The following is a 15,997-nucleotide window of genomic DNA, read 5'->3' on the forward strand; positions in this document are numbered from 1 at the left end:
CTCAGGTTGTCTGAGGACTTCATCTGTGGTTACTGTACCGGCATGTCGCTGCGTGAGCTTCTCCTTCTCGGCTGCCGCTGCGGGGCCTGACCCGACTGGCACCCCGCAGCGGGTGCTGGGCTGCGCCGGTCGCCGACAGGTATAGACAGGTCGACCGAAGGAAGTTCCGCCTCATGGTTCTGTCCCAGACCGCGACGTTTCCAACTCTGCGCACCCCGTCCGCCGCCGTACCGGTGGATGCTCCGGCATGGAATCCGCAGCGTCCCAGCGCGATGCCGCACCACCGCTACCAGCCCGCCCACGCGCGGGTCGCCCTGCCGCTCGCCGACCGCACCTGGCCCGGGCGCCGTCTCGACCGTGCCCCGCTGTGGGTGCCGGTCGACCTGCGCGACGGCAACCAGGCGCTGGCCGAACCGATGGACACCGCACGCAAGCGCCGCATGTTCGACCTGCTGGTCACCATGGGCTTCAAGGAGATCGAGGTCGGCTACCCCTCCGCGAGCCAGACCGACTTCGACTTCGTACGCCATCTCGCCGAGAGCGGCGCGGTGCCCGACGACGTGACCGTCTCCGTGTTCACGGCGGCCCGGCGCGATCTGATCGACCGGACCGTCGCCGCCGTCCAGGGACTGCCCCGCACCGTCGTCCACCTCTACACCGCGACCGCTCCGACCTGGCGCGATGTGGTCCTGGGGCGCTCGCGGGCGGAGGTTCACCAGCTGATCCTGGACGCCGGTACGCATCTGATGCGGCGGGCCGAGCAACAGCCCGGCTCCGGCGTGCGGTTCGAGTTCTCCCCGGAGGTCTTCAACCTCACGGAGCCGGACTTCGTCCTGGAGGTCTGCAACAGCATGACCGAGCTGTGGGAGGCGAGCCTGGACCGGCCGGTGATCCACAACCTGCCGGCCACGGTGGAGATCGCCACACCCAATGTGTACGCGGACCAGATCGAGTACATGGACCGCCATCTGGCGCGGCGCGACTCGGTGATCCTCTCCGTGCACCCGCACAACGACCGCGGCACCGGCGTCGCCTGCGCCGAACTCGCCGTGCTCGCCGGGGCGCAGCGGGTGGAGGGCTGTCTGTTCGGCAACGGCGAGCGGACCGGAAACGTCGACCTGGTCACCCTGGCCCTCAACCTCTACGCGCAGGGCGTGAACCCGATGGTGGACTTCTCCGACATCGACGCCGTACGGGAGGTGGTGGAGCACTGCAACCGGCTGCCGGTCCACCCGCGCCACCCCTACGGCGGCGACCTCGTGCACACGGCGTTCTCCGGCACCCACCAGGACGCCATCGCCAAGGGCATGGCCCACCATGCCGAGCGGGCGGCCGAGTTGGGCGTCCCGGCGGGCCGGGCGCCGTGGACGGTTCCCTATCTGCCGATCGACCCCGGTGACATCGGCCGTACGTACGAGGAGGTCATCCGCATCAACTCCCAGTCCGGCAAGGGCGGTATCGCCCACCTGCTCCGCACGCATCACGGCCTGGACCTGCCCAAGTCCATGCGTCCGGACTTCTCCCGCACGGTGCAGCGGGCCACCGACGCCAGCGGGAAGGAGTTCTCCCACAAGGACCTGTGGGAGCTCTTCCGGACCACATACATCGCCCCCGCTCAGGAGGGGCCGACCACACTGGTGTCGTTCGAGACCAGTGAAATCGGCCCGGGGCAGCACCAGTTCAGCTGTGTCCTGCGCGCGGGTGAGCAGGAGCGCGAGTACCGCGGAACCGGCAGTGGACCGCTGTCCGCCCTGGCCGGTGCCCTCAGCGCTGCCGGGATCAGTGTCGACATCCTCGACCACAGCGAGCACTCCACCGGCGCCGGACCGGACAGCCCGGCCGTCGCCTACGCCGAATGCCGGGTGGACGGTGTCATCCGCTGGGGCGCGGGGCGGGACACCTCCGTCCTCGCCGCCTCGGTCAACGCCGTGCTGGCCGCCGCCAATCGGGCCGGTCGGGCCCGGCCGTGACCGCCCCCCATGTGCTGCGGGCACACCGCGTGGACCTCGTCCGCGACGGAAATCCGATCCTGCACGAGGTGTCGCTGACCGTGCAGCCCGGCGAGCACTGGGCGCTGCTCGGGCCCAACGGCGCGGGGAAGAGCTCGCTGCTCGGCCTGCTCGGCGCGCATACGCATCCCACCCGGGGCTCCGTCGACATCCTCGGTCACACGCTGGGCCGGGTCGATCTGCGCCAACTGCGTTCCCACATAGGGCATGTGGACCCACGGCACCCGCTGCGCTCGCCCCTGACCGTCCAGGACGTGGTGCTCACCGGGCTCACCAACTCCATCGAGCCGGTCCCCCGCCGGCAGCCGACGGCCGAGCAGCGCGCCAAGGCCGGCTCCCTCGTCGAGCTCCTCGGCCTGGGCGAACGCGCCGGGGCGCGGTGGCCCACCTTGTCCCAGGGCGAAAGAGGCCGGGCGCTGATCGCCCGCGCACTCATGCCCGATCCGCGCCTGCTGTTGCTGGACGAGCCGGCCACCGGCCTCGATCTCACCGGCCGGGAGCAACTCATCGAACGGATCGATGCGCTCCAGCACACCTACCCGGAGCTGTCCTCTGTGCTGGTCACACACCACTTGGAGGAGCTTCCGCCCGGCACGACCCACGTGGTGCTGCTGCGTGAGGGCCGCGTCCTCACGTCGGGTCCGGTCGATGAGGCGCTGACCGGCGACCAGGTCAGCAAGTGTTTCGACCACCCGGTCCGGCTGACCCGCATCGACGGACGCTGGGCCGTGCGGACCCGCCGCCCGCCGGGGCCGGCGGCCCCTCAGCGGTGAAAGCGGGACCTCAGGCGGCCACGGTGTCCCAGATCTGCTGCGTGGTGGGGCGATGCGGCCACCGCGGGGCCCGCTCGGCGAGCTTGGTCATCCAGGCGCCGATCTCCTGCAGCTCCTTGCGGCCGACGACGGCCCGTACGTGCGGGAACCACATGTGGTCCTCGGTGTCCATGTGCCGTTCGACGATGTCCATCAGAAGGCGGGCCTTGGCGTCGAAGGCGATCTCTTCGGGGCGCATGTCGTGCAGCTCGGCGGCCAGCACCTCGGCGATGTGGTGTTCCTCCCGGAACTCCACGATGGTCAGCTCGGTCTCCGGGGCCAGGACGGATACGCGCGGGTACATGCCCTCCCGCTCGATGTACGCGTACACGGTCAACGCACGCAGGAACTGTTCCACCACTGCGGGATTCCGCTCGACCCGGTAGGCCCTGATCAGCCGCCTGATCTCCTTGTGGCCTTCCCTCAGCATCACGATCGCGTCGGTGGTCATGGGGCAGCTCCCTGAGGCACGGGACTCACTTCCGTGACAGCCCAATACCCGGCAAATCGGACGATCATGCGCCTCCGCTCTCGGGCTGCTCGTCCGTCATCTGGCGGATACGGAAAGTCATCAGGTGGCGGTCAGCGAGCCGAGCACTTCGTGGGCGAGGTCGCGGGCGAGCGCCACCTTGTAGGCGTTGTGCCGCAGCGGGACGGCGGCGGCGAGCTCGGCCTCGACCGCCTGCTCCACGGCCGCCGCGGTGGGCACGGTCCCGAGCAGCGCAGCCTCCGCGACCCGGGCCCGCCACGGCCGGTGGGCGAGCCCGCCGAAGGCGACGGTGACGTGCCGGACGGCGCCGCGCCGCAGCTGGACCACAGCCGCGACGGAGGCCAGCGCGAAGGCGTACGAGGCCCGGTCCCGGGTCTTGCGGTAGCGGGAGACGGCCCCGTCGGGCAGGGGCGGCAGCAGCACTCCCGTGATCAGCTCGCCGGGGCGGATCATGGTGTCCAGGTCGGGCCGGTCCTGCGGCAGCCGGAGGAATTCGGTCACGGGGACGGTCCGGAGCCCTGCGGGGCCGGTCAGTTCGACCACGGCGTCGAGTGCTGCCAGCGCCACGGCCAGGTCGGAGGGGTGGGTCGCCACGCAGTGCGGTGAGTGGCCGAGTACCGCGTGGTCGCGGTTGACGCCGTCGAGCGCTCCGCACCCGCTGCCCGGCACCCGCTTGTTGCAGGGCCTGGACACGTCCTGGAAGTAGCTGCAGCGGGTGCGCTGGAGGAGGTTGCCCGCAGTGGTCGCCACGTTCCTGAGCTGGCCGGACCCGCCGCTGAGTACCGCCTGCGACAGCACCGGATACCGGTCCCGGACCGCCGGATGCGCGGCGAGATCGCTGTTGCGTACGGCCGCGCCGATCCGCACCGAACCGTCGCCCGGCTCTTCGATCAGGTCCAGCGGCAGCCGGGTGATGTCGATGAGCACGTCGGGACGCTCCACGCCGAGCTTCATCAGCTCGACCAGGTTGGTGCCGCCGCCGAGGTAGCGGGCCTCCGGCCGCCCGGCGTGGGTGAAGACCGCCTCCTGAACGGTCCGGGCACGGACATAGGCGACCGGCTTCATGCGATCACGTCCTGTACGGCGTTGACGATGCTTGAGTACGCCCCGCAGTGGCACGGGTTGCCGCTGAGCCGTTCCCGGATCTCTTCGGTGGTGAGCCGGACCGGGGCGTCCGTCGGCAGGTCCGTTTCGGTGACGACGGACGGCTGGCCGGACTTGGCCTCCGCCAGCATTCCCACGGCCGAACAGAGCTGGCCGGGTGCGCAGTCGCCGCACTGGAACGCCTCCCGGTCGAGGAAGGCGCGCTGAAGGGGATGCAGGTCGCCGTCCGCGCCCGCCGCCTCGATGAGGCCCTCCACGGTGACGATCTCGTACCCCTCCTGCGCGACGGCCAGCAGCAGACAGCTGTTGACCCGCCGGCCCTCAAGGAGCACCGTGCACGCCCCGCACTGCCCGTGGTCGCAGCCCTTCTTCGAGCCGGTCAGGCCGACGTTCTCGCGCAGCAGCTCCAGAAGGGTGGTGCGGTGGTCGATCTCGACGGTGTGGGAGGCGCCGTTGACCCGCACGGTCACGCGTGACTCGGTGTCCGGACCGTCGGCCCGGGTGCCTGTCTCAAGGACGTCTTCACTTCGGCCGACGCTTGCTTCCATCGTTCACGGGCTCCTCGCTCTGGACGGGTCAGCAGCGTGCCGTACCCACCCTCGTACAGGTCTCCCCCGCCGGCATCCCGGCGGCGGCCGATGGGCGGAGGCGATGCCCCGCTCCGGGTCTGCCGATCTCCCCGCGTGGGGAGAAAATGGTGAAGACCGCTGAGACAGGAGGCATGGGGCTGAGACAGGGGTGAGGTGCCGGGCGTACCGGACGGGCTGAAGAAGGGGCCGAGCATGAACGCATCCGAAGTCTCCGGGGAGCGGCTCGGCCCCCCGCGGGTCGCCCCGTCGGCGCCGGGCGGTCTGCTGGACCTGCTGGGCGTCGCCGCCGTCGTACTGGACGAGGCCGGACGGATCGCCCTGTGGAGCCCGCAGGCCGAGGAACTGTTCGGCTGGAGCTCGCGGGAGGCCCTCGGCCACTCCGCCGCGAAGATCCTGGTCGCCGAGGAGTACCGCCCGCTCGTCCTTGAGCTGTTCGCCCGGGTGATGAGCAGCGGCGAACCGTGGGCGGGCGTCTTCCCGGTCCGGCACAAGGACGGCCGTACGCGGATGGTGGAGTTCCGCAACATGCGGCTGCAGGACGAGCACGGCGCGCTGTACGCCCTGGGCATCGCCACCGACGAGCCCACGCTGCGCGCCGTGGAGCGCGACCTGGCCCTGTCGGTGCGCCTGGTGTCGCAGTCCCCCATCGGCCTCGCGGTGCTCGACACCGACCTGCGGTACGTCCTGGTCAACCCGGCCCTGGCGCACATCAACGGGGTTCCCGCCGCCGAGCACATGGGCCGCACGGTCGGTGACGCCCTGCCGTTCCTGGACGCCGAGCACATCGAGTCGGCGATGCGCCGGGTCCTGGAGACCGGCGTACCGCTGCTCGACCAGACGGCGATCGGCCGGATACCCGCCGATCCGGAGACCGACCATGCCTGGAACGTGTCGTACTACCGGCTGGAGGACCGGGCGGGCCGGATCCTCGGTGTCGCGGCCTCGGTCGTGGATGTCAGCGAGCAGTACCACGCGGCGAACGAGGCCGCCGAGGCCCGCAGGCGCCTGGACCTCATCGCGCGCGCCTCGGTGACCATCGGCACCACCCTCGACCTGAACCGCACCGCGCACGAACTGGCCGACCTCGTGGTGACCGACCTCGCCGACATCGCCGCCGTCGACGTCCTCGACTCCATCCTGGACGGCCGCAGCGCGCCCGAAGCCGCCCGGTCGGGGCCCGTGGCCATCCGCGCCCTGGCCGTCGCGACCGCCTACCCCACCGAGGCGCTCCAGGCGGCCGACCCGCCGGGCAACATCGCCAAGTACAACGCGGAACGCCTGGTCACCCGGTGCGTCACCACCGCCCGGCCGGTCCTGCTCAGCCATGTCGGCCCCGGGGACCTGGCCAACATCGCCCGCGACGAACAGGCCGCCGCCCTCCTGGAGCGCGCGGGCCTGCACTCCTACCTCGCGGTCCCGCTGATCGCGCGCGGCGAAGTACTCGGCGCCCTCGACCTCAAACGGGCCCGCAACCCGCAGCCCTTCACCCACGACGACGCGGTCCTCGCGCTCGAACTCGCCACCCGGGCCGCCGTGTGCATCGACAACGCCCGCTGGTACCAGCAGCAGCGCCACGCCGCCCTCTCCCTCCAACGCCACCTCCTGCCGCGCCAGCCGCCCCAGCCCGTCGGTCTCGACGTGGCGTACCGCTACCAGCCCGCGGCCGCCATCGGCGAGGCCGGCGGCGACTGGTTCGATGCCATACCCGTCGCCGGTGAAAAGACCGCCCTGGTCGTCGGTGACGTCATGGGCCACGGCATCAACGCCGCCGCGACCATGGGCCAGCTGCGCACCGCCGCCCGTACCCTCGCCGGCCTCGACCTCGACCCCGCCGATGTGCTGCGCCACCTCGACCGCATCACCTCCGAGCTGGACGAGACCACCGCCACCTGCGTGTACGCCGTCTACGACCCGCACCGAACGCGCTGCCGCATCGCGCTGGCGGGCCATCTGCCCCCCATCTGGGACCGCCCGGGCCGCACCCCGCGGTTCCTGCGGCTCGCCACCGGGGCGCCGCTCGGCGTCGGCGGCGTCCCCTTCGAGGCGGCCGATGTCGAGTGCGCGCCCGGCGACCGGCTCATCCTGTACACCGACGGCCTCGTCGAGACCCGGGACCAGCCCATAGACGACCGCCTGCGAGCGCTGCTCGACGTGCTCACCCACCACCGCCTGTCGCTGGAGGCGACCTGCGACCGGCTCCTGGCGGCGCTGCCCGCGCCGCAGGGCCATGACGACGTCGCCCTGCTCATCGCGGAGGTCGCCTCGCCGGGACGCCACACCTGAGCGGGGCTCCGGCGGGATCTTCGCTGGCCGCGCGGGGCGAACGGGTGGACGCTTGGAGGGAGGGATTTCGCGGTTTCGCGCAGGCGGAGGCGAACGTCATGTACAGCAAGGTCACGATCGCGGGTCACCCGGTCCACCCGATGCTGGTCGGCTACCCGGTGGCCGGCTACACCGGCACGCTGGTGGGCTTCGCCGTGTACGCGGCGAACGGGCAGCAGTTCTGGCTGAACTTCGCCATCGCCCTGAACATCGCGGGGGTCGGCACGGCACTGCTCGCCGCACTGCCGGGGTTGGTCGACTGGGCGTTCGGCATCCCCCGTACGTCCGGGGCCAAGACCGTGGGGCTGGTCCACGCGGGGCTGAACGTAGCCGCGCTGGCCCTGTTCGCCATCAGCCTGGGCCTGTACGCGTCGCACTGGGACGGGCCCGCGATGAGCGCCACGCCGGGCCTCGCACTCGCGGCCGCCGGGGTGGCCGTCACCATCGGCGCGAGCTTCCTGGGCTCGATGCTGATGCAGGACTACCACGTCGGAATCCGCCTCACCCCCACCCAGGAACGCGACGAACTGGCCGTCCAGAACGCCCAGTTGCTCCGCATCCACCACGACCGCGCGGCCTGAAGCGCACGGGGTTTGGACAGATGCGGACAGCGTTCGGACAAGGGGGCTGAGGAGGCTACGGGGCCGGTGGCCCGGAGCCCTCTACAAGGACGGCCCGGATCACATGCCGGGCGTTGTGTGCCATCGCGGGGTTCCTCGTCCGGTAGTAGGGCAGGGCGATCAGTGCCTGGGAGAGTGTCCGCGCCCGGCCGCGTTTCCAGGTCGCATCGTCCACGCCGAGTGCGTCGCGGAAGACCTCCCTCGCGCCGGGCGGCAGCAGGTTCCACGCCGGGAACAGGTCGCAGGCCGGATCGCCCACACCCATGCACCCGAAATCGATCACCGAGGTCAGCCTGCCGCCGTCCACCAGCAGATTGCCCGGCATCAGATCGGCGTGCAGCCACACCGACGCCACCTCCCGGCCCGGGGCCCGCAGCGCGTCCTCCCAAATGGCAGCCGCGGCATCGCAGTTGATCCCCTCCTGCGGGATCCCGCGCAGTTCCTCGATGGCCGCCCGGGTCGAGATGTCGAGCGAGGCGAGTGGCCCGCCGCGGTAGGCCTTCGGCGCCCTGGGCAGGGTGACGCTCCGCATCGCCGCCACGAACGCGGCCAGGTCCTCGGCCAGCGGCACGGGCTCCGCCAGCGCCCCCGCCTCGGGGTGCTCCCCCGCCAGCCACCGGTACACCGACCACGGCCACGGGTACCCCTCGGCGGGCTGCCCGGCCCCGAGCACCTCGGGGATGGGCGTCGGCAGCCGGGGCGCGAGGCGGGGCAGCCACTCCTGCTCCATCGATACGTCGTCGGCCCCGCCCGCCACCAGCGGCAGCCGTACGACCATGCCGTCGCCCAGCCGGTACACGGCATTGACCGTGCCCCCGGAAGCAAACCGCTCCACCGCGAGCCCGGCCCACTGCGGGAACTGCCCGGCGATCAGCCGCCGTACGAGGTCGTCGTCGATGGGGTGCGGGCCGGGATGCGTCGGTGCTGTGCTCATGGGCCGCCATCCGACCGCCGGGCCCCGGAGGGCGTCAACCGCTTTTCCGGCCTGCGTATGGCGCGGTTGCGGTGACTGCGGGCTCAGCTGCCCGGTCGGGGGTGGAAAAGGGAATCGTCGTAGTCGCGGAACAGCCGGGGCATTTTCTCGCGGAACGCCACCACTTCTGCCGTTTCCTCGGCTCCGGGGCAGAGCGTTTGCAGCCAGTACCAGTAACCGCGTGAGGCGAGCAGTCGTTCCAAGTATTCAGCGAAGGTGAATCGAGTGTCACAGAGCTCTTCGCCGAAATAGTGATAGGAGACGGCGTCACCCGGCTCCCCGCCCGGTTTTTGAATGAACGCCGCACACGCCTCGGGGACGAACATGTCAAAGGGCTTCACTGCCCTGAAATCCTCGTTCTGCCCCGGGAAATAGGTGATCCCCTCCCAGTCTCCGAATACCTTCGCGACCGGCAGGATGTTGATGAATCCATGGTCGGAGAGGTCTCCCTTACGAATGTCGGCCACCGTGTGCCGCCATTCCAGCCGAAGGGACCCCACCTCCCGGTAGAAGTCCGCGAGACCTGCGGGCAGGTCGCCGTGGGCCAGGCGGCGAGCCTCCACGAGATCGGCTTCGGACGCCGGGGCCGCCACCTCGGAGTCGATCAGCTCAAGGTCGGGATTCTGGTCGATCTCTTCGATCATCCGCATGATGCGCGACCGGATGCCCTGCATTCAGCACTCCTATTCGTTGGTTCGAGATGCCATGCCGGTCGCCCTACAGGCCGTCGTTACCGATCCACCAGGACTGGTTCTTCTGATCCAGGGCCTTCACGTCCCGCTCGTTACCCGCCGTATCGTAGACGGAATATTCCACCTCGATGGCATGAGCCAGATGATGGGCATAATTCGTGTCGATCTCGTTCTGTATTCCCGCCGGGGCATTGAGATCGCTCGCCGACGGCGAATTGGAGTAATCTACCCGAACCTCGTACTCGACCACATAGTTTTTGTCCACATACCCCTTGATGTCCTGCTCGACCTTCTTGGAGTGGGTACTGTTGGCCGACTTCACCAGCGGTGTCAGGTTTTTCATGTCATTGCCCGGACCGCCGATGTTGTGGTTCAGCAGATGCCCCTGAACCATGTAGTTGGACAACCAGGTCTTGGTTGCCTGGGAAGCGGCGGAACTGCCATCCGGCCACCAGTTGGGGCGGGTGCTCGGCTTCGACCCGCCGCTCGTCTTCCCCGGGTGGACTTCGGCATGCATGAGCGTTCCGGCGTCATGGGTCGGGTGGATCGGTCCGTATTTCACGTACGGTTTGCCGGTGAAGGCGCGCTGTACCGCGACGCTTTCTTCCGGTCCCGCGCTTGCTTCCGATCCCGATGTCTGTGGAAGCGCTCGCTGCACGGCCGCGTCACCGTCACCGGAACGCTGCGCACCCGGAGTGGGAGCCGCCGACCGCATGACCCGGGTGGCGTTGGCCTCCGCCTCGCGCTCGAAACGGTCGGACGGGTCGGAGACGCTGAGCCCCGACCCGTTGTCGGCACCCGACACCGGCCCTTGGCGCTGCTGGATCACATGCGTCAACTCATGCGCGAGGGTGTGCTTGTCCGCTCCCCCGTCACCGATGACGACGTGATGGCCGGAGGTGTAGGCGCGGGCGCCGACCTCGGCGGCGGAGGCCTTGGCCGCGCTGTCGTTGTGGATGCGGACGTCGGAGAAGTCGGCTCCGAGGCGGCCCTCCATGTCGGTGCGGGTCGCGGCGTCCAAGGGCCTGCCGCTGGTACGCAGTACATCGTGGACGGCGGACGACCGCTGCACGGCGGGCTGTCCGCTCTGCTGGTGGCCGCAGCCGGCGCCGTGCTGGTGCTGTTCCTGGGCCGCCCAGGAGTGGCCGGCCTGCCGGAGCATCTGCAGGACGGCCGCGTTGCCCGCGCTCGCTTGGAGGGCGCGGAGCTGCGCGGGCACGCCGCCGGGGGCCTGGGTTCTGGCGGGTGCGCGGCCGGACCGCTGGCCGTCGGTGGTCTGGGCCTGCTCGTTGGCGTGCATCCGGGCCTTTCGGGGGAGGCGGGCTGGTGTGGGGGCCGGGCCACCCGGTGCCGTGCCTCTCACGCCGCTACGACGCCGACCCCCGGCGGGCTTGCAGCCCCCGCAGAAGTATTTCACCAGCCGCCGACTCACCTCCAATGTCCCGCCAGCCCCGTGGTGGCCGAAACCAGCACCTACGTCAGGGGTTCATCTCCGTTGCGCGCCGGGCCGGTTGAGGTGCCGTCAGGTCCAGGAGGAGCAGGGCGTCGAGCTCGGAGGGGCTCGCCGACCGTGCGGCCGACCTGCTCCGGACGTGTCCGGGTGTGACGGGCCCTCAGGAAGCGGCCCCGTTCCGTCGTACGGGGCCCACGGCGAGCGGTCGGAGGGCCATCGGGCCAGAGTGGAACCCGCCGGAAGGCGCTGACCAGGCTCCCGCCGGAGCCACCCGTACGGAAGCCGGCCTGCGCATGCTCGAACGCTGACCACCCCGCTCCCCCTCCGCACCCACCACGTCATCCCGCACTTCATCCCGCACAGAAGGAAACCCCCATGCAGAACGTCACCCTGAACAACGGCGTCGAGATGCCGATCCTCGGTTTCGGCGTGTACCAGATCCCGCCGGAGCAGACCGAGCAGGCCGTCACCGAGGCCCTCGCGGCCGGGTACCGCCTGCTCGACACCGCCGCCGCCTACGGCAACGAGGAGGCCGTAGGCCGGGCGATCAAGAACAGCGGCATCCCGCGCGAGGAGCTGTTCGTCACCACCAAGCTGTGGGTCCAGGACGCGCCCGCGCAGGAGAACACCAAGCGCGCCTTCGAGACGTCACTGGACAAGCTGGGCCTGGACCACCTCGACCTGTACCTGATGCACCAGCCCTACGCCGACGTGTACGGCCAGTGGCGGGCCATGGAGGACCTCCACCGCGCGGGCCGCGTCAGGGCGATCGGCGTCGCCAACTTCTACCCGGACCGGCTGGTCGACCTCATCGTCAACAACGACGTGACGCCCGCCGTCAACCAGATCGAGACCCACCCGTTCTTCCAGCGCACCGCCGATCAGCACGTCATGCGCGAGTACGGAGTCCAGATCCAGTCCTGGGGCGGCTTCGCCGAAGGCCGCAACAACCTCTTCACTCATCCGCTCCTGAGCGAGATCGCCGAGAAACACGGCAAGTCCGTGGCACAGGTCGTACTCCGCTGGCTGACCCAGCGCGGCATCGTCGCGATCCCCAAGTCGGTCCGCGCCGAGCGCATGGCGGAGAACATCGACGTCTTCGACTTCGAGCTCACCGACGACCAGATGGCCTCCATCGCCGCCCTGGACACCGAGACGTCCCTGTTCTTCGACCACCGCGACCCGGCCATCGCCAGCCGGCTCGGCAAGTGGCGCCTGGACGATTGAGACGGGGTGGCATCTATCAGGACATGCGGTCGAAGTTCCAGGCCGGGTAGCGCGCGCCCATGTACGGCAGGTGTCCGCCCCAGTCGGCGGCCGTCAGCGCCTCCGCAGGCCGCGGAGTGATGTGGCCGGTCGCATCGATGTCGAAGCCCCAGGAGAAGCCGGCCAGCGGCAGGACATGCCGCTGGGCCCGGTCCAACGGTGTCCATGCCAGGAAGCTGTGCGCGAGCCAGGCCATGGGTTTACGTTCGGCTCGTGACGGGGCGTCGAACAGGGTGGGGCTGATACCGAAGAAGGCGTAGGGGGACGGCGCGTCCTCGAACAGGATGAACGGGTCCATGTCGAAGCCGACGCCGCCGGAGGAGTTGTCGGTGGACCGGACCAGCTGGACCCAGCCGAACAGGGCTCGGTACCCCCTGCCGGGATGGTCCACGGCGGCCGTGCAGCAAGGAAATCCGCGCGACTCGGGGTGCTTGCCGACCGTCGACGGCTCATCGACCTGTTCAAGGGTCACCCGCACACTGCCGGTCTCACCATCACGGGTGAAGGGAAGGATCACGGCAGCACCCTGCCAAGGGCGCGCAAGCAGCCACAAGAGCCAAAAGGAGCCAGCGCGTTGAGCGCCACCCCGCACGGGAGGCCCGTGCTCAGCGGCCGCTGCTCCCGGGCGGGCGGCGGTGTACCCAGTCCGAGAAGCCCCGTCGTGGAGGGCGGACGATGATGTCGCCTCCGCGGGACTGCCCGGCCACGTGCACGCGCAGGGCGATGGGAGTGTCCGGGCCGGAGGCGGGCCGGATCTTGATGTCGCCGCTGCTGCGCACCAACTCGTCGGTGTCGACCACGATGCCCGGTCTGGTCACCAGGATCAGGTTTCCGCCGAGGCGCAGATCGACGTCGATGTGAAGGGAGTTGTGGGTGATCACCGCGTCGGTGAAGTCGAGCTTCGCGTCACCGAACGTCATCCGGATCTCCATGCGGCGCGGAACCAGCCAGCGGCCGACGCGCGTGACATCGCCGAAACGCTGGTCGATCCGGACCAGATCCTTGGCTTGTGGGGGCATCCCTTCCAACGGCAGGTCGGCGGTCAGCGCCGCCAGGTCGCCGATGGTGCGGGCGGCCAGTGCGGCATCCAGGCGCTCGTCCAGTTCGGCCACGGTGATCCGGCCGTCGCCCGCGGCGATCTGCAGGATCTCCACGACCCTGTCCCGGTCCCGGTCGGATGCCCGCAGCTCAGGCGTCGCGCCCTGCCTGGAAGAGTCGTCAGCTGGCCTGAGTTCGCCCGTCATGCCCGTATTCTCGTGGCCGGGCCGAGGTCCTGCAAGGCTGATGATCACGAGTGTGGCCGGGATCTCCGGCCTGTTCCCCGGCCCGGACTCGCCAACTCACTTGCCAGTAAGGGCACTTGCCGCCTTCGCCAGGGGTCATGCGCCAGCCGGCAGCCTCTCCAGTGCCGCAGCCGTCTGCGGATGGCGCCCCGTGAGTGCCGCACCCCGTGGACGGGATCCGCGCAACTCCCCTCGCAGCCCAACAGGGTTGCCACCGCGTCGCAGGTGGCGGGGTGGGTGGCCAGCAGGGCTACGCCGCGGGCGGTAACCGCCGCCCCTTACAGTCCGCCCTGTAGCAGCTGCTCGTTCCGACGAGTGCGCCCCCTGCCCGACCCGAAAGGCAGGCAGGGGGCGCGCTCGTCATGCTTAGGGATTGTTCAACGCGCTTTGGGCGCGAGCGATCAACCGGTGCGCGTCGGCCCCGTACACCGCGGACTCGCGCAGGGTTTTCCATACGCGGAGATAGGTGGCGACGCTGTCGGCGTCATCGATCCAAAGTTCGGCGTGCCAGTCCTCCACGACCACGAGACGCTCGTCGTAGACCCAAAAACTGTTGCCCGGCCAGATCTTCAGCGACGCTGCGAAGGGGATGATGCCGAGTTCCACGGTGTCCAGGCCGATGACACCAGCGAGGTGGTGCAACTGGGCGGCGAGCACGGACGGCGGGCAGACCAGGGAACGCAACGCGCCTTCCCACATCATGATCCGGTATTTCCGGCCTGGCCGGTACAGCCCTTCCTGCCGCTGGATCCGGGCGCGTACGGCGTCCTCGGTGTCTCGCGGTGACCGCATCAGATCGGCGTGTCCGGCAAAGCCCTGTAGCCACCACCGCCAACGCGCACAGCCCGACCCCGGGGACAGGGAGTCTTCGTGAGCACCGCAACCGACGCCGCACAGAGAGAAGCCGTTGCCGCGTGGCTGGCCGACAGCCTCAACCGGCCCAGCAGCGCACGCCGGCAGTGGGCGGACTGCCACCTCGCCTGCCTCGCACTCGGACGCCGCTTCTCCGCCGTCCGTCTCGCCAGTGACCTGGTGTGCGCCGTGGCGGGCAGCGGCATGGATCTGACGACCGCCAGCACGGTCTTGCGCGCGCTTAACGGGCCCGTCATCCACGACCCGCGCAGGCGCCCCTTCTACGCCCTGGTGCCGCCTTCTTCGCCCGGCCCGGACCTTGGCCAGTACGCGAAGTACCTCGGCGTCGGCCACTACGTCGGCGTGCCCCGGGTCGGGGACAACGAGCCGGACGCCCGCCTCGCGAGTTACTGGGCGGCTCCCATGGCCTCTCCGGGCGCTCTGTGCAACCCGGTTCGGGTGGTCGAGCTGGCCGAGGCGGGGACGGCCGCACTCGACAGCAGGGCCGAGTCATGACCGCCACGCGTGCGAGCACCTATGTGACGCCCGAGTGCCGCGAGGCCCGAAACTCGCGCTGGTCCGAGGGCCACCGCCACTGTCCCGGACCTTTCGAAGTCCGGCAGCCGTCCGACGCAGTACCGCTCGAAGTACTCAAGTGCGCCTGCCCCTGCCACTCCAAGCGCTCCTGATCGACGAAGCAAGGTCCCGCCATGACCGCCCCGCACCCCATTGCCCCGGGGCATCCGCTCATCAGCCGGGTTCTGATCACCCGCATGACCGCAGGTCAGACCCTGTGCGCAGACCCGCTGTCAGTGGTGCCTGCCACACTCGGTGAGTGGCCGATGTACGTCCTCGACGTGCGGCTTCGATGTACGTGCTCGACGCACGTCCTCCAGGCACGACTTCGATGAGGAAGGCAGTCGATGACCGGCACACCTACCCCCCAGCACTACTCACCCCGCTGGGACGGCGACACCCGGATCGACCCGCCCGCCGTGGGTGGCGAGCGGGAGACGCTGAGTGCGGTTCTGGACTGGCAGCGGGCGGCCTTCGAGCTCAAGTGCGCCGGGCTGCCGCCGGAGCGGCTGTCCGAGCGGGCGGTGCCGCCGTCGACGCTGTCCCTGCACGGACTGGCACGGCACCTGGCCGGGGTCGAACGCTGGTGGTTCCGCATCCAGTTCGCGGGCGAGGACGTCCCCCTGCTCTATTACTCCGACGACGACCCCGACCAGGACTTCGACAGCCTGGAGGGGGACGTCGAGGAGGCCTTCGCCGTCTGGCGGGCGGAGTGCGAGCGCTCCCGGCAGATCACGGCCGCCGCGCCATCGCTGGACGCGACCGGGATCCGCAAGAGGACCGGCGAGTCGGTCTCACTGCGCAGGATCACGGTGGACATGATCGCCGAGTACGCCCGGCACATAGGTCATGCGGACCTGCTCCGCGAACGCATCGACGGCCACACCGGGGTGTGACGGTGTGACCTGTCGCCCCGGCAGGCCCCGCGGCTAGGCGGTGAACTCCGGTGCCTGCA

Annotated in this window: 15 protein-coding genes and 1 pseudogene; 7 read left to right on the forward strand and 9 right to left on the reverse strand. The window is 70.1% G+C overall.

The genetic code is table 11. From position 1 onward, the window contains the following. Positions 1–173: 173 nt before the first annotated feature. Entirely contained in the window at positions 174–1,970 is a 1,797-nt protein-coding gene (gene leuA, locus ACIBK6_RS37355; protein WP_399057100.1) for a 2-isopropylmalate synthase, read from the forward strand. Beyond that, on the forward strand, positions 1,967–2,782 hold the full coding sequence (locus ACIBK6_RS37360; protein ID WP_399057102.1) for an ABC transporter ATP-binding protein: 816 nt from the start codon (positions 1,967–1,969) through the stop codon (positions 2,780–2,782). The genes leuA and ACIBK6_RS37360 overlap by 4 nt, the downstream gene beginning before the upstream one ends. Before the next feature lie 10 nt (positions 2,783–2,792). Here the strand turns inward: ACIBK6_RS37360 and ACIBK6_RS37365 are convergent, their stop codons facing one another. From ACIBK6_RS37365 to ACIBK6_RS37375, 3 genes are all read right to left on the reverse strand, one after another. Beyond that, a complete protein-coding gene (locus ACIBK6_RS37365; RefSeq protein ID WP_399057104.1) occupies positions 2,793–3,272 on the reverse strand; it encodes a hemerythrin domain-containing protein in 480 nt (159 codons plus the stop codon). 120 nt (positions 3,273–3,392) lie between these two features. After that, the gene (locus ACIBK6_RS37370) at positions 3,393–4,376 is read right to left on the reverse strand and encodes an FAD binding domain-containing protein (RefSeq protein ID WP_399057106.1); all 984 of its coding nucleotides are present in this window, start codon (positions 4,374–4,376) and stop codon (positions 3,393–3,395) included. Beyond that, positions 4,373–4,963 (reverse strand): 2Fe-2S iron-sulfur cluster-binding protein, encoded by a 591-nt coding sequence (locus ACIBK6_RS37375; RefSeq protein ID WP_399057108.1) that lies wholly within the window; start codon positions 4,961–4,963, stop codon positions 4,373–4,375. Before ACIBK6_RS37375 ends, ACIBK6_RS37370 begins: the two co-directional genes overlap by 4 nt. 234 nt (positions 4,964–5,197) lie before the next feature. On the opposite strand from ACIBK6_RS37375, the gene ACIBK6_RS37380 reads away from it, so the two are divergent. Then, positions 5,198–7,288, forward strand: coding sequence for a SpoIIE family protein phosphatase (locus ACIBK6_RS37380; RefSeq protein ID WP_399057109.1), 2,091 nt, complete (start codon positions 5,198–5,200; stop codon positions 7,286–7,288). A 98-nt stretch (positions 7,289–7,386) separates the two neighbouring features. Beyond that, positions 7,387–7,908, forward strand: coding sequence for a DUF2231 domain-containing protein (locus ACIBK6_RS37385; RefSeq protein WP_399057111.1), 522 nt, complete (start codon positions 7,387–7,389; stop codon positions 7,906–7,908). A 55-nt stretch (positions 7,909–7,963) separates the two neighbouring features. Here the strand turns inward: ACIBK6_RS37385 and ACIBK6_RS37390 are convergent, their stop codons facing one another. From ACIBK6_RS37390 to ACIBK6_RS37400, 3 genes are all read right to left on the reverse strand, one after another. Further along, positions 7,964–8,881 carry an aminoglycoside phosphotransferase family protein gene (locus ACIBK6_RS37390; RefSeq protein WP_399057112.1) on the reverse strand — a complete coding sequence of 306 codons (918 nt, stop codon included), beginning with the start codon at positions 8,879–8,881 and terminating at the stop codon, positions 7,964–7,966. A gap of 83 nt (positions 8,882–8,964) precedes the next feature. Beyond that, positions 8,965–9,594 (reverse strand): hypothetical protein, encoded by a 630-nt coding sequence (locus ACIBK6_RS37395; RefSeq protein ID WP_399057113.1) that lies wholly within the window; start codon positions 9,592–9,594, stop codon positions 8,965–8,967. A 43-nt stretch (positions 9,595–9,637) separates the two neighbouring features. Beyond that, positions 9,638–10,912, reverse strand: coding sequence for a DUF4157 domain-containing protein (locus ACIBK6_RS37400; protein WP_399057115.1), 1,275 nt, complete (start codon positions 10,910–10,912; stop codon positions 9,638–9,640). Positions 10,913–11,440: 528 nt separating this feature from the next. Here ACIBK6_RS37400 and ACIBK6_RS37405 point away from each other — a divergent pair. Further along, the gene (locus ACIBK6_RS37405) at positions 11,441–12,292 is read left to right on the forward strand and encodes an aldo/keto reductase (RefSeq protein ID WP_399057117.1); all 852 of its coding nucleotides are present in this window, start codon (positions 11,441–11,443) and stop codon (positions 12,290–12,292) included. Positions 12,293–12,308: 16 nt separating this feature from the next. Here the strand turns inward: ACIBK6_RS37405 and ACIBK6_RS37410 are convergent, their stop codons facing one another. The 3 genes and pseudogenes from ACIBK6_RS37410 to ACIBK6_RS37420 form a co-directional block, all read right to left on the reverse strand. Further along, complete coding sequence (locus ACIBK6_RS37410) at positions 12,309–12,848, reverse strand: hypothetical protein (protein ID WP_399057119.1); 540 nt, start codon at positions 12,846–12,848, stop codon at positions 12,309–12,311. A gap of 88 nt (positions 12,849–12,936) precedes the next feature. After that, on the reverse strand, positions 12,937–13,575 hold the full coding sequence (locus tag ACIBK6_RS37415; RefSeq protein WP_399057121.1) for a DUF1707 domain-containing protein: 639 nt from the start codon (positions 13,573–13,575) through the stop codon (positions 12,937–12,939). A gap of 405 nt (positions 13,576–13,980) precedes the next feature. Further along, positions 13,981–14,427 (reverse strand): annotated as a pseudogene (locus ACIBK6_RS37420) (DUF5753 domain-containing protein); the annotation flags it as partial. A gap of 57 nt (positions 14,428–14,484) precedes the next feature. On the opposite strand from ACIBK6_RS37420, the gene ACIBK6_RS37425 reads away from it, so the two are divergent. After that, positions 14,485–14,982 carry a hypothetical protein gene (locus ACIBK6_RS37425; protein ID WP_399057156.1) on the forward strand — a complete coding sequence of 166 codons (498 nt, stop codon included), beginning with the start codon at positions 14,485–14,487 and terminating at the stop codon, positions 14,980–14,982. Positions 14,983–15,389: 407 nt separating this feature from the next. After that, positions 15,390–15,938, forward strand: a complete 549-nt coding sequence (locus ACIBK6_RS37430; protein WP_399057123.1) for a DinB family protein — start codon at positions 15,390–15,392, stop codon at positions 15,936–15,938. Positions 15,939–15,997 lie beyond the last annotated feature (59 nt).

The sequence above is a fragment of the Streptomyces sp. NPDC050485 genome (assembly GCF_044458185.1).
Taxonomy (GTDB): Bacteria; Actinomycetota; Actinomycetes; order Streptomycetales; family Streptomycetaceae; genus Streptomyces.